This window comes from Allobosea sp. Leaf344, from assembly GCF_001426225.1.
Taxonomy (GTDB): Bacteria; Pseudomonadota; Alphaproteobacteria; order Rhizobiales; family Beijerinckiaceae; genus Allobosea.
The window spans coordinates 184,393-201,963 of record NZ_LMRT01000001.1; the positions used below are offsets into that span (position 1 = coordinate 184,393).

The 17,571-nt window shown below is 69.9% G+C and carries 20 protein-coding genes; 13 read left to right on the forward strand and 7 right to left on the reverse strand.

The features are described from left to right. Positions 1–2 precede the first annotated feature (2 nt). On the reverse strand, positions 3–974 hold the full coding sequence (ispH, locus tag ASG72_RS00880) for a 4-hydroxy-3-methylbut-2-enyl diphosphate reductase (RefSeq protein WP_244488649.1): 972 nt from the start codon (positions 972–974) through the stop codon (positions 3–5). A gap of 213 nt (positions 975–1,187) precedes the next feature. Here ispH and ASG72_RS00885 point away from each other — a divergent pair, with 213 nt between their 5' ends. From ASG72_RS00885 to ASG72_RS00895, 4 genes are all read left to right on the forward strand, one after another. Beyond that, entirely contained in the window at positions 1,188–3,041 is a 1,854-nt protein-coding gene (locus ASG72_RS00885) for a monovalent cation:proton antiporter-2 (CPA2) family protein (RefSeq protein WP_056707650.1), read from the forward strand. Then, positions 3,038–3,232 (forward strand): hypothetical protein, encoded by a 195-nt coding sequence (locus ASG72_RS21200; RefSeq protein ID WP_244488650.1) that lies wholly within the window; start codon positions 3,038–3,040, stop codon positions 3,230–3,232. Before ASG72_RS00885 ends, ASG72_RS21200 begins: the two co-directional genes overlap by 4 nt. Next, entirely contained in the window at positions 3,232–4,389 is a 1,158-nt protein-coding gene (locus tag ASG72_RS00890) for an MATE family efflux transporter (RefSeq protein ID WP_244488651.1), read from the forward strand. Before ASG72_RS21200 ends, ASG72_RS00890 begins: the two co-directional genes overlap by 1 nt. 135 nt (positions 4,390–4,524) lie before the next feature. After that, positions 4,525–5,406, forward strand: coding sequence for a DUF937 domain-containing protein (locus ASG72_RS00895; RefSeq protein ID WP_056707652.1), 882 nt, complete (start codon positions 4,525–4,527; stop codon positions 5,404–5,406). An 81-nt stretch (positions 5,407–5,487) separates the two neighbouring features. On the opposite strand, the gene ASG72_RS00900 is transcribed toward ASG72_RS00895, so the two are convergent. Next, a complete protein-coding gene (locus ASG72_RS00900) occupies positions 5,488–5,910 on the reverse strand; it encodes a DUF1127 domain-containing protein (RefSeq protein WP_162246174.1) in 423 nt (140 codons plus the stop codon). 256 nt (positions 5,911–6,166) lie between these two features. On the opposite strand from ASG72_RS00900, the gene ASG72_RS00905 reads away from it, so the two are divergent. Beyond that, positions 6,167–7,048, forward strand: a complete 882-nt coding sequence (locus ASG72_RS00905; protein WP_056707659.1) for a LysR substrate-binding domain-containing protein — start codon at positions 6,167–6,169, stop codon at positions 7,046–7,048. A 9-nt stretch (positions 7,049–7,057) separates the two neighbouring features. On the opposite strand, the gene ASG72_RS20135 is transcribed toward ASG72_RS00905, so the two are convergent. From ASG72_RS20135 to ASG72_RS00915, 3 genes are all read right to left on the reverse strand, one after another. Next, the gene (locus ASG72_RS20135) at positions 7,058–7,234 is read right to left on the reverse strand and encodes a Flp family type IVb pilin (protein WP_082539983.1); all 177 of its coding nucleotides are present in this window, start codon (positions 7,232–7,234) and stop codon (positions 7,058–7,060) included. A 130-nt stretch (positions 7,235–7,364) separates the two neighbouring features. Continuing rightward, complete coding sequence (locus ASG72_RS00910) at positions 7,365–8,744, reverse strand: glutamate--cysteine ligase (RefSeq protein WP_056707664.1); 1,380 nt, start codon at positions 8,742–8,744, stop codon at positions 7,365–7,367. 198 nt (positions 8,745–8,942) lie between these two features. Next, positions 8,943–9,701 (reverse strand): 16S rRNA (uracil(1498)-N(3))-methyltransferase, encoded by a 759-nt coding sequence (locus tag ASG72_RS00915; protein ID WP_056707667.1) that lies wholly within the window; start codon positions 9,699–9,701, stop codon positions 8,943–8,945. 181 nt (positions 9,702–9,882) lie between these two features. Here ASG72_RS00915 and ASG72_RS00920 point away from each other — a divergent pair, with 181 nt between their 5' ends. Beyond that, on the forward strand, positions 9,883–10,371 hold the full coding sequence (locus ASG72_RS00920) for a hypothetical protein (protein ID WP_244488652.1): 489 nt from the start codon (positions 9,883–9,885) through the stop codon (positions 10,369–10,371). A 16-nt stretch (positions 10,372–10,387) separates the two neighbouring features. Beyond that, on the forward strand, positions 10,388–11,341 hold the full coding sequence (gene ubiA / locus ASG72_RS00925) for a 4-hydroxybenzoate octaprenyltransferase (protein ID WP_056707674.1): 954 nt from the start codon (positions 10,388–10,390) through the stop codon (positions 11,339–11,341). Here the strand turns inward: ubiA and ASG72_RS00930 are convergent. Continuing rightward, the gene (locus ASG72_RS00930; RefSeq protein ID WP_056707678.1) at positions 11,338–11,865 is read right to left on the reverse strand and encodes a DUF6101 family protein; all 528 of its coding nucleotides are present in this window, start codon (positions 11,863–11,865) and stop codon (positions 11,338–11,340) included. The two genes, ubiA and ASG72_RS00930, sit on opposite strands and share 4 nt — an antisense overlap. A gap of 284 nt (positions 11,866–12,149) precedes the next feature. On the opposite strand from ASG72_RS00930, the gene ASG72_RS00935 reads away from it, so the two are divergent. The 5 genes from ASG72_RS00935 (at position 12,150) to lpxK (ending at position 16,448) form a co-directional block, all read left to right on the forward strand. After that, on the forward strand, positions 12,150–12,941 hold the full coding sequence (locus ASG72_RS00935; protein ID WP_156395805.1) for a 3'(2'),5'-bisphosphate nucleotidase CysQ: 792 nt from the start codon (positions 12,150–12,152) through the stop codon (positions 12,939–12,941). 143 nt (positions 12,942–13,084) lie between these two features. Beyond that, positions 13,085–13,321: a DUF4170 domain-containing protein gene (locus ASG72_RS00940; RefSeq protein WP_056707683.1), complete on the forward strand. Its 237-nt coding sequence runs from the start codon at positions 13,085–13,087 to the stop codon at positions 13,319–13,321. Positions 13,322–13,387: 66 nt separating this feature from the next. Continuing rightward, on the forward strand, positions 13,388–14,131 hold the full coding sequence (locus ASG72_RS00945) for a lysophospholipid acyltransferase family protein (protein ID WP_056707685.1): 744 nt from the start codon (positions 13,388–13,390) through the stop codon (positions 14,129–14,131). After that, a complete protein-coding gene (locus ASG72_RS00950) occupies positions 14,128–15,429 on the forward strand; it encodes a 3-deoxy-D-manno-octulosonic acid transferase (RefSeq protein WP_056707688.1) in 1,302 nt (433 codons plus the stop codon). The genes ASG72_RS00945 and ASG72_RS00950 overlap by 4 nt, the downstream gene beginning before the upstream one ends. Next, positions 15,429–16,448 carry a tetraacyldisaccharide 4'-kinase gene (gene lpxK / locus ASG72_RS00955; RefSeq protein ID WP_056707690.1) on the forward strand — a complete coding sequence of 340 codons (1,020 nt, stop codon included), beginning with the start codon at positions 15,429–15,431 and terminating at the stop codon, positions 16,446–16,448. Before ASG72_RS00950 ends, lpxK begins: the two co-directional genes overlap by 1 nt. Here lpxK and ASG72_RS00960 read toward each other — a convergent pair. Continuing rightward, complete coding sequence (locus tag ASG72_RS00960; RefSeq protein ID WP_056707693.1) at positions 16,425–16,646, reverse strand: DUF2093 domain-containing protein; 222 nt, start codon at positions 16,644–16,646, stop codon at positions 16,425–16,427. The genes lpxK and ASG72_RS00960 overlap by 24 nt on opposite strands. Before the next feature lie 77 nt (positions 16,647–16,723). Here ASG72_RS00960 and ASG72_RS00965 point away from each other — a divergent pair, with 77 nt between their 5' ends. Beyond that, positions 16,724–17,569 (forward strand): dienelactone hydrolase family protein, encoded by an 846-nt coding sequence (locus ASG72_RS00965; RefSeq protein ID WP_056707695.1) that lies wholly within the window; start codon positions 16,724–16,726, stop codon positions 17,567–17,569. The last annotated feature ends 2 nt before the right edge of the window (positions 17,570–17,571 follow it).

Below are 17,571 nucleotides of genomic sequence, written 5' to 3' on the forward strand. Positions count from 1 at the left end.
GCCTATTCGGCCGGTGCCGGCTGCGGCTCGCCGCGCAGCTCGCGCGGCAGCGGAAAGAACACGCTCTCATCGGCCGTGGTCACCGTCTCCACCCGCACCTCGTAGCGTGCGGCGAAGGCGTCGATGATCTCCTCGACCAGCACCTCCGGCGCGCTCGCTCCGGCGGTGAGGCCGAGCCGGCGGATGCCGCCGAAGACCGACCAGTCGATCTCGTCGGTGCGCAGCACCAGCCGCGCCGCCGGGCAGCCGGCGCGCTCGGCCACTTCGCGCAGGCGCTGCGAGTTCGAGGAATTCGGCGAGCCGACGACGATCATCGCGTCGACCTTGGGCGCGACATGCTTGACCGCCTCCTGGCGGTTGGTGGTGGCGTAGCAGATATCCTCGCGATGCGGGCCGATCAGCCCGGGAAAACGCGCCTGAAGCGCCTCGACGATCTCCCTGGTGTCGTCGACGGAGAGGGTCGTCTGCGTCACGAAGGCGAGCGGCCGGTCTGGCGGCGGGGCCAGAGCGGCGACGTCGGAAAGTGTTTCGATCAGCGTGATCGCGCCCTCCGGCAGCTGCCCCATGGTGCCGATCACCTCGGGATGGCCGGCATGGCCGACGAGCAGGATGTGGCGGCCGCGCTTGTGATGCACCTCCGCCTCGCGATGCACCTTGGTGACCAGCGGGCAGGTGGCGTCGATGGCGAAGAGATGGCGCTGCTGCGCCTCGGCCGGGACCGATTTCGGCACGCCATGCGCCGAGAAGATCACCGGCCGAGTCGCGTCCGGCACCTGCGACAGCTCGGCGACGAAGACCGCGCCCTTCCGCTTCAGCGATTCGACCACGTATTTGTTGTGGACGATCTCGTGGCGGACATAGACCGGCGCGCCATGCAGGCTCAGCGCCTTCTCGACGGCGTCGATGGCGCGCACCACACCGGCGCAGAAACCACGCGGCGTGCAGAGCAGGATATCGAGCGGCGGCTTGGTCACGCGGGGGACGGATCCATCGGGTTGATGCGCCTTCTTTCGGCGTGAACACGGCGATGTCAAGGAAGCCGCCCGCTCCCGCTGCATGCCGCCTTCGCATCTGCAGATGCAGTCTTGCAGATGCGCCCTCGCAGATTGCGCTGCAACATCCTAGATTGCACTCTCCGCCGGCCCGGGCAGCCGCGCGATCCCTGTCACTCCCGGATTCGAGCAGCCATGGCCGATGCATCCCACACCAGTTTTCTGCCGCCGATCCTGACGTTCTGCGCCGGCGCGGTTCTGGCGGTGCCCCTGTTCCGCCGGCTCGGCCAATCCGCAGTGCTCGGCTATCTCGCCGCCGGCATCGTCATCGGTCCCTCGGTCCTCGAGGTGATCAAGGATCCCGACACGATCCGCGGCACGGCCGAGATCGGCGTGGTGCTGCTGCTCTTCCTCGTCGGCCTCGAATTGCAGCCGGAGCGGCTCTATTCGATGCGCAAGGACATTCTGGGTGCCGGCCTCGCCCAGATGACGCTGAGCGCAGGGCTGATCGGCGGGACCGCCTGGGCGTTCGGGTTCAGCATCGGCGGTGCCATCGCCATCGGCCTCGCTCTGGCCCTGTCGGCGACCTCGATCGCGCTGCAATTGCTGGAGGAGCGTGGCGACGGCAGCGAGGCCTATGGCCGGCGCACCTTCTCGATCCTGCTGTTCCAGGACATGTCGATCGCGCCCGCGCTCGCGCTGCTGCCGCTGCTGGCGACGACCGGCGCGGCGAGCGGCGGCGCCGGCAAGGCCGTGGCGGCGCTGGCCCTGGCGGCGGCGGCGGTCGCGGCGATCGTGCTGGCCGGGCGCTATGCGCTGAACCCGTTCTTCCGCATTCTCGCCAAGACCGGCGCCAAGGAGGTGATGACCGCGGCGGCGCTGCTGATCGTGCTCGGCTCGGCGCTGCTGATGGAGCATGTCGGGCTGTCCATGGCGATGGGCGCCTTCCTGGCCGGGGTGCTGCTGGCCGATTCGCATTTCCGGCACGAGCTCGAGGCCGATATCGAGCCGTTCCGCGGGGTTCTGCTCGGGCTGTTCTTCATGGCGGTCGGGATGTCGCTCGATCTCGCTCTGGTGCTGCAGAACGCGCTGCTCCTCGCCCTGCTCGCGCCGCTCCTCGTCCTGGCGAAGATCGCGATCGCCGCCTCGATCCTGCGCGCCTCCTGCTCCTCGATGACGGAAGCGGTGCGGGCGGGCGCCCTGCTCTCCCCCGCCGGCGAATTCGCTTTCGTGCTGCTGCCGCTCGGCGTCGCGCTCGGGCTGATGGACGAGCAGCAGGGCGCCATCGCCACGGCGCTCGCGGCGCTCTCGATGCTGCTCGGCCCGGTGCTCGCCAAGCTGATCGACGGGTTCTTGCTGTCGCGCGCGACGACGGAGACGATGGCGGAGGATTTCGACGGGGCCGGCGCCGCCTCTGTGGTGGTGATCGGCTTCGGCCGCTTCGGCCAGATCGTCACCCAGGCGCTGCTGTTGCAGCATATCGACGTCACCGTCATCGATTCCGACGTCGAGCGCATCCGCTCCGCCGCCAAATTCGGCTTCAAGGTCTATTACGGCGACGGCACGCGGCTCGACGTGCTGAAGGCCTCCGGCGCCGGCAAGGCCCGCATCATCTGCATCTGCGTCGACGACAGGAGCGCGGCGCTGCGCATCGCCGAAATCGCCAAATCGGAATTTCCCTCCGCCCGGATCCATGCCCGCGCTTATGACCGCATCCACGCGATCGAGCTGATGAAGGCGGAGGTGGACTACCAGATGCGCGAGACCTTCGAATCGGCGCTGGGCTTCGGCCGGGTGACGCTGGAGGGGCTCGGCCTGACCTATGACGAGGCCAGCCTGATCATCGACCATGTGCGCGAGCGCGACCAGCAGCGCATGGAGATCCAGTTCACCGAGGGCATCACCGCCGCGCTGACCAAGGTGCCGCGCGTGACGCCGGAGCCGCTGGTCAAGCCGAAGGCCAAGCCGAAGGCGCTGAACGCCGAGACCGAGACGGTGCTGGGCGGCGCCGAGGTCGCGGTCGGCGGCGTCGGCGAGCCGGAGCGGTGAGCGAGCCGGCCGAGGGCTCCTCCCAGGCGGTCTTCGTCACGGGATCGACGATGCGCCATGTCGCCGTGATGACGGCGACCGGGTCGATCGGCCTGATGGCGATCTTTCTCGTCGACCTGCTGTCGCTGCTCTACGTCTCCTGGCTCGGACGACCGCCGGGGTCGGCTTCGCGACGATCGTGCTGTTCCTGATGATCTCCATCAATATCGGTCTGATGATCGCGGCCACGGCGCTGACCGCGCGGCGGCTCGGCAGCGACGATCGCGAAGGCGCGCGCCGCATCGCCGGCTCGACCATGGCGCTGATGGCGCTGGCCGGCATCGCCCTCTCGGTGATCGCCCTGCCTCTGCTGCCCTGGCTGCTGCGGCTGCTCGGCGCGCATGACGAATCCTATGCGGTGGCGCTGTCCTTCCTGACGATCGTGCTGCCCTCCAACGTGCTGATGGCGCTGGGAATGGGCTATTCCGGGATCTTGCGGGCCGTCGGCGATGCGCGCCGGGCGATGTTCGTGACCTTGGGCGGCGGCCTGGCGACGGCGGGGCTCGATCCGCTGTTCATCTTCGGGTTCGGGCTCGGGCCGGACGGCGCCGCCTGGGCTATCGTGGTGTCGCGCGTTATCATCGCGGCCGTCGGCTTCCACGGGGCGGTCCGCGTGCATCGCATCGTCGCCCGGCCGCGCTGGGCGGCGCTGGTCGCCGATCTGCCGGGCGCGATGGCGATCGCCGGGCCGGCGATCCTCACCAATCTGTCGACGCCGGTGGCCAACGCCGTCTTCGCCAGCGTCATGGCCCGTTTCGGCGATGCGGCCATGGCGGCCATGGCGATCATGGACCGGCTGGTGCCGGTCGCCTTCGGGGTGCTGTTCGCGCTGTCGGGCGCGGTCGGGCCGATCCTCGGGCAGAATTGGGGCGCCGGCCGCTATGACCGCATGCGGCGGGGCCTGACCGATTCCACGCTCTGCGCCATCGCCTGCGTGCTCCTGGCCTGGCTCGCTCTGGTGCTGCTGCGCGAGCAGATCGTGCTGGCCTTCGGCGCGACGGGGCTGACGGCGGAGCTCGTGCGCTTCTTCTGCCTGCTGGCCGGGCCGATGTGGGTCTTCGTCGGGCTGCTCTTCGTCGCCAACGCCGCCTTCAACAATCTCGGCATGCCGATCCTCTCGACCCTGTTCAGCTGGGGCCGGGCGACGCTGGGCACGATGCCGCTCGGCTTCCTCGGCGCGCATTATGGCGGACCGAAGGGCGCGCTGCTGGGCTCCGCGGCGGGGGCGGTGATCTTCGGGGTGGTGGCGCTGATCTACGCCTATCGCGGGATCGCGCGGCTGGAGCGCCGGGCCGGCGCGCCACGCTGAGCGGAGCGCGGGCCCGGGCCGGGCGCCGCCGAGGGCACATGATGTCGCCCGAAAACCGGTTCCCACTTTTCGGCATCATGCTCTATCGTCCCCGCACCAGCGGCAGCAGACCGCGATGACAGCCGGAGGAACGCCATGATGACCCTCTTCGACATCATGCAGCAGGCGCAGAACGGCCAGGCCATGCAGAACCTCGCGCGGCAATACGGGCTGAGCCAGCAGCAGACGCAGGCGGCCATCGAGGCGCTGCTGCCCGCTTTCTCGATGGGGCTGCAACGGCAGACGCAGGATCCCTACGCTTTCGGCAATTTCGCGCAGATGATGGCGGCCAACCCCTACGCCAAGATGTTCGATGCCAATGGCGACGGCATCCCGGACCATGCGCGCGCGATGGGCAATACGGTTCTCGGCCAGCTGTTCGGCTCCAAGGAGGTCAGCAACGCCGTCGCCACGCAGGCCGCGGCCACCACCGGGCTCGGCCAGGCGATCCTCAAGCAGATGCTGCCGGTGATCGCTGCGATGGTGATGGGAGGCCTGTCCAAATCCGCCTCGAATCGCGGTCTCGACGGGTTCTTCGGGCAATTCGCCGAGATGATGAGCGGCAGGCCGCCGGCGCAGCCGCAGCAGCAGCCGAACCCGGTCAACCCTTTCGACGCGATGCTCGGCGGCCTGTTCGGCAATGCCGGCCAGCCGCCGCGGCAGCCGACGCAGGCTCAGCCCGAGCAGACCGGCGGGGCGATGGGGCCGGAAGCCTTCGGCGGCATGTTCGGGCAGATCCTCTCCGGGATGATGGGCGGGGCGCAGCCCGGCGCCTCGGCCGCCAACCCGGCGCCGCCGGAACCGGAAGCGAAGCCGGAGGAGCCGAAGCAGAGGCAGGCGGATGCGGCCGCGGGACCGGGGGCGATCGGGCTCGATGCGCTCAACCAGATGTTCGAGCATGGCCGCAAGGTGCAGGACCAGCACCAGAACGCGCTGAAGGAGATCTTCGACTCGATGCTGGGCGGTCAGCGGCGCTGACGGGCGGGCCGGCCGGCGGCCGCCCCATAAAAAAGGGCGGAAGCCGAAGCTCCCGCCCTGAGGACGTGCTGCCCCAAGGGGTCAGGCGCAGCACGCAATCTCGGCTTCAGACGGGCCCGAACCCAGCAGCGCGACTGTTGCCGCGCCGGCGGCGGCCCGCTCCGTCAGAGCGGGCTCGGCGGCCGGCTGGCGCGCCGGGGCGTGTCGAGGGTCCGCCCGGTCGCGTCGCTCGGCCGCGACGCTGGAGCGTTCGCAGGCGCGCGCGGCGAGGATGGCGGTGGGGTCGCGCAGCCAGGACGTCGCCAGCGCGCCCGCCACATCGGAGCGCACCAGGCCGATATCCTTCAGCGCACGCTCGTCCATATCGGAGAGCAGGTGCATCTCGCGTCGGTGCGCCACGGCTTTGACCAGATGCGTCACGCCGGCCACGCCGGACGCGGCGATCCGCGTCAGCCCGGTCGCCAGGGACAAGAGCAGCCTTGCAGCAAAGGTCATGGAGAACATGACGGCCTCCTTCATTCAGTCGTGACGTCGCGGGCATGAGTCCGCCGGCGCGGAATCCGCATTCGCGAGCCGGTGACCTTGCGGCAGCCTGAGCGGCGACCGCGAGAGCTCCAGTGCTTCGAATGCCGTTTCCTCGCAGATCGGCGGGACAGCTCGTGACATTGGAGAAAGACTAGCTTTTGGCTGGCCATCAGCCAAACGAATGCTTATGATGCTTGACAACACGGATATTGATGAACCGTTTGGAGTGCCCGCCATGGCGCATGTGCTCGACGCCGACCAGCTCAAGACCTTCGTCGCGATCGCCGATACCGGTTCCTTCACCCGCGCGGCGGAGATCGTGTTCAAGACGCAGTCGGCGGTGTCGATGCAGATGAAGCGGTTGGAGGAACGGGTCGGGCGCCCGCTCTTCGGCCGCGACGGGCGCCATGCCAAGCTGACCGAGGATGGCGAGCGGCTGCTGGACTATGCCCGCCGGATCGTGCGGCTGAACCTGGAATGCGTCGCGAGCTTCGCCGATGCCGATCTCAAGGGCCGCATCCGGCTCGGCGTGCCGGATGATTATGCCGACCGCTATCTGCCCGAGATCCTGGCGCGCTTCGCGCGGTCCAATCCGCGGGCGGAGGTGACGGTCGTCTGCGAGCCGACCCCGATGCTGGCGGAGCGTATCGCCACCGGCGACATCGACCTCGCGATCATCACCCATGTCGAGAGTCGCGGACAGGGCGAGATCATCCGCATAGAGCCGCTGCTCTGGGTCAGCTCCGCGCGCCACTCCGTCCATGAGGAGGATCCGCTGCCGCTGGCGCTGGGCCGCCCGACCTGCAATTGGCGGCAGGCGGCGGTGGAGGCGCTGGAGCACAAGGGCCGGCGCTTCCGCGTGCTCTATGCCAGCTGGAACTCGACCGCGGTCGGGGCGGCGGTGGTGGCGGGGCTGGCGGTCTCCGTCCTGCCGGAAAGCGCGGTCAGGCCCGGCATGCGGATCCTGGGACCGGCGGATGGGTTCGCGACGCTGCCCTCCTGCAAGATCGGGCTGCTGCGGACGCGTTTCGACCCGTCGCTCCTGTCCAATGCGCTCGCCGAGCACATCATCCAGAGCCTCGACAATCTCGCGAGCTTCAAGACCGCGGCGGAATAGCGCGCAGCGTCAGCTCTTGAAGCCGCTGGCGACGTTCTGGAAGAAGGCGGTCACCTGCGCGCCGATGACGGAGACGGTGGCGATGATGCCGATCGAGACGAGGCTGGCGATCAAGCCATACTCGATCATCGTCGCGCCGCCCTGATCGGCGGCAAAGCTCTTCAACTGGGTGCGAAGCGGCTGCATGGCCAGGAGGCTATATCGCCGAATCGCGCCAAATCGTTAATGGAACCGATGAATTGCGTGGTTCGGGGGCCGATGCCGCGCAAGGAGCGGATCAGGGCGAGCGATTCCTTTTGGCGATGCATCGCATTCTTCAGATCGCGAAATCCTCGAAGACCGGCTGCACCCGGGAGTTCCAAGGTCCCTGGAACCGCGCCGCCAAATCCTGGGCCACCGTGCGGTTGCGGTCGAGGATCGTCTCCAGCGGCGCCAGGAACACCGATTCATCCTCGCCATGCTGGTTGAGCCGGGCCCGGTTCTTCAGCCCGGAGCGGGACAGGGCCAGCACGTCGCGCCCGAGATCGCCGAGCTTGCGGCCGTCGATGCTGGCCTCGAGCCCCTGCGCCGGAACGGCGTCGCGCAGCGCCTGCCGCTGCGCATCGCTCCAGCCCTTGACCAGCTCCCAGGCCCCGTCCAGCGCCGCCTGATCGTAGAACAGGCCCGTCCAGAAGGCCGGCAGCGCGTTGAGCATGTCGGGCGGGCCGGCATCGGCGCCGCGCATTTCGAGGAAGCGCTTGAGACGCACCTCCGGGAACAGGGTCGACAGGTGATTCGCCCAATCCGACATGGTGGCGCGCTCGCCGGGGAGCTGCGGCAGCTTGCCGGCCAGGAGATCGCGGAAGGAGCCGCCGGCGACGTCGTGATAGGTATCGCCGCGCTTTACGAAATACAGCGGCACGTCGAGCGCCCAATCGACATAGGCCTCGTAGGACATGCCCGCGTCGAAGGCGAAGGCCAGCATGCCGGCGCGGGCATTGTCGGTATCGCGCCAGATTTCCGAGCGCATCGACTGGAAGCCGTTGAGCCGGCCTTCGGTGAAGGGCGAGGTCGCGAACAGCGCGGTCGCCAGCGGCTGGAGCGCCAGCGAGACCCGCAGCTTGCGCACCATATCGGCCTCGGTGGCGAAATCGAGGTTCACCTGCACGGTGCAGGTGCGGAACATCATGTCGATCCCGCGCGACCCGACCTTGGGCATGTAGTTGGCCATGATCTTGTAGCGGCCCTTGGGCATGACCGGCGTCTGCTCCCGCGTCCAGAGCGGGGAATGGCCGAGCGCCAGGAAGCCGATGTCGTGAGCGGCGGCGACGGCCTTGGCGTCGGCGAGATGGCCGTCGAGTTCGGCCGCCGTCTCGTGCAGCGTCTCCACCGGCGCGCCCGACAACTCGAACTGCCCGCCGGGTTCGAGCGAGATCGCGCCGCCACCCTCGGGGCCAGCGAGGCCGATGATATGGCCGGCATCGGTGATCGGCTCCCAGCCGAGCCGCTGCCGCATGCCTTCGAGCAGATGCCTGATGCCGCCCTTGCCGTCCTTGCCCTCATAGGGGACCGGCGAGAGGTCGCTCCGATAGAACGGGAATTTCTCGTGCTCGGTGCCAAGCCGGAAGGCGGAGGCGGGTTTCTCGCCGGCGGCGATCCAGCTGATGAGTTCGGCCTTGGAACCGACCGGAGTCGAATCGGACACGTCGCGAGCCATAGGCGCTCCGGCAGCAATTGGGACGGCTCGACCCCCGCCGGGCAGGATCGCACGGCGAAGGCGGGGCAGGAGCGCCAGACATAGGCGAGGCTTCGGAGTTCGACAACGATCCCGCCCCCGCGTTGATGCAAGGGCCCTGTTGGCGTGGATGCAAGCCTCGCAGCCGATTCCGGGCCGCGCGCGCCGCCGCCTCCCCCGTCAGCGCGGCCAGTCGCCGAGAATGGCCTGCACCAGCGCCAGCGCCGCCACAGCCGCGGTGTCGGCCCGCAGGATGCGCGGCCCCAGCGAGATCCGCAATGTGCGCGGGCGCGCCAGGATCGCCTGCCGCTCCGCCGCATCGAAGCCGCCCTCGGGGCCGATGAGGACGGCGAGCGGCCCGGGCGCGGCCTCCGCCAGCGCCGCGAGCGGCGCCCGCTCAGGCGCATCCTCGTCGCAGAAGATGAGCAGCCGCTCCGGCTCCAGCGCCGCGAGGGCCGCCGCCAGCGGCACCTCCTCCCGGATCTCTGGCAGCGCCAGGATGCCGCATTGCTCGGCCGCCTCGATGGCGTTGGCGCGCAGCCGCTCGCGATTGAGGCGCGAAACCTGGGTCCGCCGCGTCAAAACCGGCTGCAGCACGCCGGCCCCCATCTCGACGGCCTTCTGGGCGAGATAATCGAGCCGGGCGTGTTTCAGCGGGGCGAAGAGATAGACCAGATCGGGCGGCGGCGGCTGCGGCTTTAGCTGGCGCAGCGGCGTCAGGCTGGCCTGTTTGCGCCCCTCCGCCGTGATCGCCGCGAGCCACTCCCCATCGCGGCCGTTGAAGACGAGGATCGTGTCCCCGCTCTTCAGCCGCAGCACGTTGAGGAGGTAGTTCGCCTGCTCGCGTTCGAGCGGCAGCGGCTTATCCGCCGCCAGATCATGGAGCAGGAACAGGCGGTACCGGGCGAAATCCGGCCTGCTGCCATCGGGGCTCGACATCTCGGCGCTCTCCCTCTTGCCGCGATGCCGGCGGACAGACGCCTGCGCAACGCAAAAACCGCCACATTCCGCAGCTAACCGCCCATGGACGCGGATATCGATGTGGCGCTATCACGGACGGGCGGCTAAGAGTACCGCCAATCGGCAAGCGCCCCGAACCAGAACAGCCGGAGCAGGACCCATGGGAGCCAGGATGACGTTGCAGCGCAAGGCGGCCGTGAAGGCGTTCGCGATGCTGGGCCTCGCCATGGGCTTCACTGTCGGCTCCGAGACGGCCTTCGCCCAGGCCTCGGGCTGCGAGGAGATCCAGAAGCTGCTCACCCAGCGCCAGTCGATCGTCGCCAAGCTCAACGCCTCGCAGAAGTCGAAGCGCAAGCTGACACCGCAGGAGGCCTGCAGCACGCTCGGCACTCTGGTCAGCAACGGCAATGCCGCCGTGAAATTCGCCAATGCCAATATGGATTGGTGCCAGATCCCGCAGAGCTTCGTCGACGGGCTGAAGGCCGACAACGAGAAGGCGGCCGGCGTGCGCAACCAGGCCTGCAACGCCGTGAAGCAGCAGGCCGCGATGCAGAAGCGGGCCCAGCAGCAGGCGCAGGGCGCCAACCCCTTCGGCGGCGGCGACGCGATCACCGGCGGCGGCATCAGGATTCCGCAGGGCGCTCTCTGACCGCGGGCCGGCGACCATGCCCGCACCGGGCGCCCCCATTCCGGATGCCCCGTTACCCGACGCCCTGACGGGCCATTGGGTCGATACGCGCGCGCCGCGGCGGCTGCGGCCCTATCTCAAGCTCGCGCGGATCGAGCGGCCGGTCGGCTGGCAATTGCTGCTGCTGCCCTGCTGGTGGGCGGCGGCGCTGGCCGCGATCGCCGGCCGGCAGGCTTTCCCCGATCTCCGGCATTGCCTGCTCTTCCTGATCGGCGCCGTGGTGATGCGCGCCGCTGGCTCGACCTTCAACGACATCGTCGACCGCAAGCTCGATGCGCAGGTGGCGCGGACCCGGGGGCGGCCCCTGCCCTCGGGCCAGGTCTCGGCGCGGGCGGCGGCGATCTTCATGGTCGGGCTGTCGCTGGTCGGGCTGCTCGTGCTGCTGCAGTTCAACCGCTTCACCATCTGGCTCGGCATCGGCTCGCTGGCGATCGTGGCGATCTACCCTTTCATGAAGCGCATCACCCAGATGCCGCAATTCGTGCTCGGCCTCGCCTTCTCCTGGGGCGCGCTCGTCGGCTGGAGCGCGGTGTTCGGCCGCCTCGATCCGCCGGCCTATCTGCTCTACGCCGCCGCCGTGCTCTGGACGATCGGCTACGACACGATCTACGCGCTGCAGGATATCGAGGACGACGTCCTCGTCGGCATCAAATCGAGCGCGCGCTATTTCGGCCGCCACGCCCAGGCGGCGATCGGCGGCTGTTTCCTGCTTTGCGTGCTGCTGATCGGCGGCGCGGTCTGGCTGGCGGATGGCGGTGTCGTCGCCTGGCTCGGCCTGGCCGCCTTCGCCGGCCATCTCGGCTGGCAGGTCTCGCGGCTGGCGCAGGTCACGCCGGTGCTGGCCTTGCGGCTGTTCCGCGCGAACTGGCCGGCCGGGCTGCTGCTCGCGACCGGCCTGGCGCTGGATGCGCTGCTGCGCTTCGGGATCTAATCCGTCAGCCGCTCGCCCTGGACATAGACCGGCCGTTCGGCCAGCCGCCCGGTCTTGCGGCGCATCAGGAATCGCGGGCGGCGTCCGTTCAGCACCGCATGGCGGCGGCGGATCCGGATCGGCCCGAGAGCGAGCCGGCCGATCTGCGGGAAGGGTTCGCAGACCACGCCCTCGGCGGTTTCCAGCAGCAGCGGCAGCCCCGTCGCCCGGCCGCAATCGCGCCAGAGCGCCACGGCGTCCTCGGGCTCGACACAGGCGATGGTGACCGAACGCCCATCGCCCTCGTTCAGGGTGAGTTCGAACCGGTCCGGCCCCTCGGCGCCCGCATCGGTGGCGAGGCGCAGCGCGACGCCGCGCCAGCCGGCGCCGGGGCGCAGGATGCGGACGGAGCCGATGCGCTCGACGCGGGGTCGCTCGGCAGCGCCCTGTCGCGGGGCGGTGAGAGGAAGGTCGGTGTGTGTCGGGCAACCGGAGAGATCGACCCTGCGGCCGATCTCTCCGGCAGCCGGCGTGACGCTGGCCATCGGTAATAACGCCTCTCTTGTCCCTGCCGCATCGGAGCCCTCTGTGAAGTCCGGGGCTCTCGTGCTTGCCAGGTGAGACTGCGTGCCAGCCGTGTCCGAGCGCTTAAGGGGTTGGGTTAAAGGTCTCTGATTGCGCCCGCTTCAGCCTTCGGATGGCCTGTTTCCTGCTTGATGCTTGACGGAATCTTTCGAGACGTGGGCGCATTTGCCCTTGAATGCGCGGCCTCCCCGGCCGATACGGAGCCATCATGACAGCGCGACCCCTGGCCATCGGGCCCGATCTGATGCCCGCGATCCGCGAGACCTGCATCGAGGCGGGGGCGATCGCGCTCGATCTGTTCCGCCCCGGCGCCCAGACCGCCGCCCGGACCTGGTCGAAGAGCGGCGGCTCACCGGTCACCGAAGCCGATATCGGCGTCGACACCTTCCTGCGCATCAGGCTCTCCGCGCTGCTGCCGGACGCGGCCTGGCTGTCGGAGGAGACGGCGGATGACGAGTTGCGCCTGTCGCGGCGCTTCGTCTGGGTGGTCGATCCGATCGACGGGACGCGGGCCTATATGTCGGGCTCGCCGGATTGGGCGGTCTGCGTGGCGCTGCTCGATGCCGGCCGCCCGGTGCTGGGGATCGTGCATGCGCCGGCCAGCCTGGCGACCTATACGGCCACGCTCGGCGCGGGCGCCTTCCGCAATGCCGACCGGATCCTGGCCTCGGAGGTCGCGAGCCTGCAGGAGGCGCGGATCTCCGGGCCGAAGCCGATGCTCGATGCGCTGGCCAGGCTCGAGGCCTTCACCGCCGCCGACAAGATCCCCTCGCTGGCGCTGCGGCTGGCCCGCGTCGCCGACCGCACCATCGATGCGGGGCTCGTCTCCCCCGATGCGCGGGACTGGGACATCGCGGCGGCCGATCTGATCCTGAGCGAGGCCGGCGGGCTTTTGACCGCCGGCGACGGCGCCCCGGCGGTCTACAACCGCAAGCAGCCCGTCCACGGCATGCTGGTCGCCAGCGCGGGCGCGCTGAGCGAGCCGCTGCTGCGGGCGATGCAGCGCGTCCGGGAGGCGCAGCCGCAGCGCGCCTGAGCCGATCGGCGGCGCCCGACGGAAAAAGGGCTCCAGAAAACCTGGCCGGCGGCCCGTTCTGCACTCGCACCCGCGACACGGATGGCTTATCTGATGCCGCACTGCAAAGCGGCTCACGCTGTCGGGCTTTAGGGTAGCATCATATGGAATCGGATCAGAAACAGCTTCTTCACCTGGTCATCGGCGGCGAGCTGAGCTCCCTCGACGGCGTCACCTTCAAGGATCTCGACAAGGTCGATCTGGTCGGCGTCTTCCCGAATTACGCCGCGGCCCATGCGGCCTGGAAGGCGAAGGCCCAGGCGACCGTGGACCAGGCGCAGACGCGCTATTTCATCGTCCATCTGCATCGCCTGCTCGATCCGGAACCCGCCAAGGCCTGATCCGGCAGGGCGGCGGCCGGCAGCGAAGGCGCCGCGGCAGACAACAGATCGGCTTCGTCAGGGATCATGGGTTTCTCCCTCCTCAAGACGCGCATCGCGCAAGAGACGCTGGGCCGGCTGCTGGCGGGCTATCTCAAGCTCGTGCGCCGGACCAACCGGCTCGTCGTCGAGCCGGCGGACATCTATGAGCGGGTCAGGCCGGAGCTGCCGCTGATCATCGCGATGTGGCATGGCCAGCACATCATGATCCCCTTCGCGAGGCCCGACTGGATGCCGGCCTGCTCGCTCGTGTCGCGCCATGGCGATGGCGGCTTCAACGCCGTCGCCCTGCGCCAGATGGGCATCGGCGCGATCCGCGGCTCGGGCGCGCTGGGCAAGAAGATCAGGGAAAAAGGCGGCGCCAGCGCTTTCCTCGCCATGGTGCGGCGGCTGGCGGCCGGGGATACGATGGTGCTGACCGCCGACATCCCCAAGCGCGCCCGGGTGGTCGGGCCCGGGATCATCCAGCTCGCGCGGGCATCGGGCCGGCCGATCCATCCGATCGCCGTGGTGACGAGCCGGCGGATCGATTTCAACAGCTGGGACCGGGCTTCGATCGGCCTGCCCTTCGGCCGTGGCGCGATCGTGGTCGGCGAGGCGGTCCATGTCGACCGCCATGCCGACGAGGCGGCCTGCGAGGCGGCGAGGCTCGCCGTCCAGGACGGGCTCGACCGCATCCACGCCCGGGCCTACGAACTGGTCGGGGCGCGCGATCCCGGGGCCGGGCTGCGGGAAGCGGCCCTGGCGAAGCGCGCGGAGAGCCCGGCATGATCGGCAAGGGCCCCATCCTGCAGAGCTATCGCTCGCTCAGCGCGCTGCTCGAGCCGGCGGCGGCCGCCTTGCTGCTGTGGCGGCGGCGGCGCGGCAAGGAAGATCCGACGCGGCTGGCCGAGCGCCGCGGCCATGCCGGCGTCAAGCGGCCGGACAAGACCCTGGTCTGGCTGCACGGGGCCAGCGTCGGCGAGACGGTGACGCTGCTGCCGCTGGTCGAGCGGCTGCGCCAGCGCGGGCTGGCGGTGCTGGTGACCTCCGGCACGGTGACCTCAGCGCGGCTGCTGGCCGCGCGGCTGCCGGCGGGGGTGATCCACCAATATCTGCCGCTGGACGTGCCGCGCTACATGCGCCGCTTCCTCGACCATTGGCGCCCCGCCCTCGGCATGATCTGCGAATCCGAGATCTGGCCCAATCTCGTGCTGGAGGCGAAGCGGCGCGGCATCCCGCTGGTGCTGGTCAATGGCCGGATGTCGGAGCGCTCCTTCCAGCGCTGGTACAAGGCGCCGCGGACCTCGCGCTTCCTGCTCTCCTGCTTCGACAGCTGCCTGGCGCAATCGCAGGGCGATGGCGAGCGGCTGGCGCAGCTCGGGGCGCCGCGCGTCAGCATCGCCGGCAATCTGAAATTCGACGTGCCCGCCCCGCCGGCCGACGCCAATGCGCTCGCCATTCTCGACGGGCTGACCACCGGGCGGCCGGTCTGGATCGCCGCCAGCACCCATCCGGGCGAAGAGGAGATGGTGATCTCGGCGCATCTCGGGCTGCGGGCGCATCTGCCCGAGCTGCTGACGATCATCGCGCCGCGCCACCCGCAGCGCGGCGCGGATATCGCGGCGCTGGCCGGCGCCAACCGGCTGGCCTTCGCCCAGCGCTCGCTCGGCCATGCGCCGGAGCGCGACGACGAGCTCTACATCGCCGATACGGTGGGCGAGCTCGGGCTGTTCTTCCGCCTGTCGCAGGTCGCCTTTCTCGGCGGCTCGCTGGTACCGGTCGGCGGGCACAACCCGATCGAGCCCGCCAAGCTCGGCTGCGCGCTGCTGCATGGGCCGCATGTCAAGAATTTCATCGACGTCTTCGCCGCCTTCGACCGCGACGGCGGCTCGCGCGAGGTGGCCGATGCGCAGGCGCTGGCCGGGGCGCTGCACCGCTGGCTCAGCGATCCCGCCGCCGCCCGTGGCGCGGCCCGCGCCGCGGCGCAGACCAGCGCGCAGCTGGGCGGCGCGCTGAACCGGACGATGCAGGCGATCGAGCCGTTGCTGATGCGGGTGGCGCTCGAACAGCGGGAGGCGGCGCCCTGATGCGGGCGCCGGGCTTCTGGTGGCGGCCGCGGCCGAACTGGCTGGCGCGGCTGCTCGGCCCGATCGGCTGGATCTATGGCGCCATCACCTTGCGGCGGATGCGCCGGCCGGGCCTTCGCGCCGAGGTGCCGGTGATCTGCGTCGGGAATTTCATCGCCGGCGGCGCCGGCAAGACGCCGACCGTGCTGGCGCTGGCGACGCTGCTGCAGCGGCGCGGCGAACAGCCCGTCCTCTTGACCCGCGGCTATGGCGGCCGGCTCGCCGGCCCTTTGCAGGTCGATCTCGCGCGGCATCGGGCCGGCGATGTCGGCGACGAGGCGCTGCTGCTGGCGCGATGCGCACCGACGATCGTGGCGCGGGACCGGGCGGCGGGCGCAGCCCTCGCGAAGTCGGCGGGCGCGAGCCTGATCATCATGGATGACGGGCTGCAAAATCCGGGGCTGCAGAAGCAGCTGAGCCTCGCCGTGATCGACGCCGTCGCCGGTATCGGCAATGGGCTCTGCCTGCCCGCCGGTCCGCTGCGGGCGCCGCTGCAGGCGCAGCTCCGCCAGGTGCGGGGGGTGATCATCATCGGCTCCGGCGCGGCGGGGGGCGAGCTCGCCGCGCTGGCGGCTGCCGAGGGCGTCGCGGTCATCGAGGCGGATCTGCAGCCCTCGCAGGGGAGCGACAGCCTGTCGGGCCGGCGGGTCATCGCCGTGGCCGGCATCGGGCGGCCCGCCAAATTCACGCGGACGCTGCAGGAGATGGGCGCGCAGATCGTGGCGGAGCGGCATTTCCCGGACCACCACGCCTATGACGCCGCCGATGTCGCCGCGCTGCTCGCCTCGGCCGAGGCGCAGGATGCCCTGGTGGCGACGACCGAGAAGGACATGACCAAGCTGGCCGCGCTCTGGCCCGAGGCTGCGCGCCACCGGCTGGCGGTGGTCCCGGTCGCGCTGAATTTCCTCACACCGGCGCCGCTCGACGTCCTGCTGCGCGAGGTGCTGGCGCGGCGCTCAGGCGCGGCCGGCGCGCTTTAGCCGGGTCAGCACGGCATCGGGCGAGGCATAGGCCTCCTGCCATTCGACCGACCAGTAGCGCAGATCCTCCAGGCGGATGGGGACGCCGGTGACGGCGCAGCGCACGAAGGCGCCGGGCCGCACCACGCGGAAGTCACCATGGCCGTAATCGACCGACGCTTCCGGGCCAATAGGAGGCACTCGATTGCTGATGTTCATTTTGATTTCGCAGAAGCCATTGATTGTGAAGCGGATTGCCGAAATAGTTCCATCTGGTGTTAACGTTGCGACCTGTCATGTCCAGTTTCGTGCGCCTCGGCGCGGCCCTGCTCTGTCTTGCCTGCACCCTGGCCTCGACCGCCAGGGCCGGCGGCTATGAGCGCGTGCGGCTGCCGGGCGACATGCTGACGCTCGACGCGGTGCTCTATGTGCCCGCCGGCCCCGGTCCCTTTCCGGCCGTGGTGGCGATGCATGGCTGCAACGGGCTCTGGCGACAGAACGGGCAGCTGTCGCTGCGCCATTCCGACTGGGGCGAGCAGCTCGCCGCCGCCGGGTTCCTGGTATTGATGCCGGACAGCTATGGCTCGCGCAAGCTCGGCTCGCAATGCGGCGTCAAGGATGCGACCGTCCGGTCCAGCCGCGAGCGCGTGGCGGATGCGGCGACGGCGCGGCACTGGCTGCAGGGGCGCAAGGATGTCCGGGCCGACGCGATCAGCCTGCTCGGCTGGTCCGGCGGCGGGGCGGCCGTGCTCGCGGCGATCCGCCGCGACCGCAGGCCGGCCGATCCGCGGCCCGACTTCAAGAGCGCCGTGGCCTTCTATCCGAATTGCCGGCTCCAGTCCGAATCGGCGGATTTCGCGGCGAGGCTGCCGGCGCTGATCCTGATGGGCGACGCCGATGATTGGACGCCGCCCGCGCCCTGCGCCTATCTCGTGAAGGCGGCGAAGGCCCGGGGCGAGCCGGTCGACCTCGTGCTCTATCCCGGTGCGCTGCATGATTTCGACCATCCGCGGCTGGATGTGAAGGAGCGTTCCGACATCGCCTATTCGGCGACCGGCACCGGCAAGGCGATGGTCGGCACCAATCCGGAGGCGCGGGAGGATGCGCTGCGCCGGGTGAAAGCGTTCCTGAAGCGGCCCTGAGA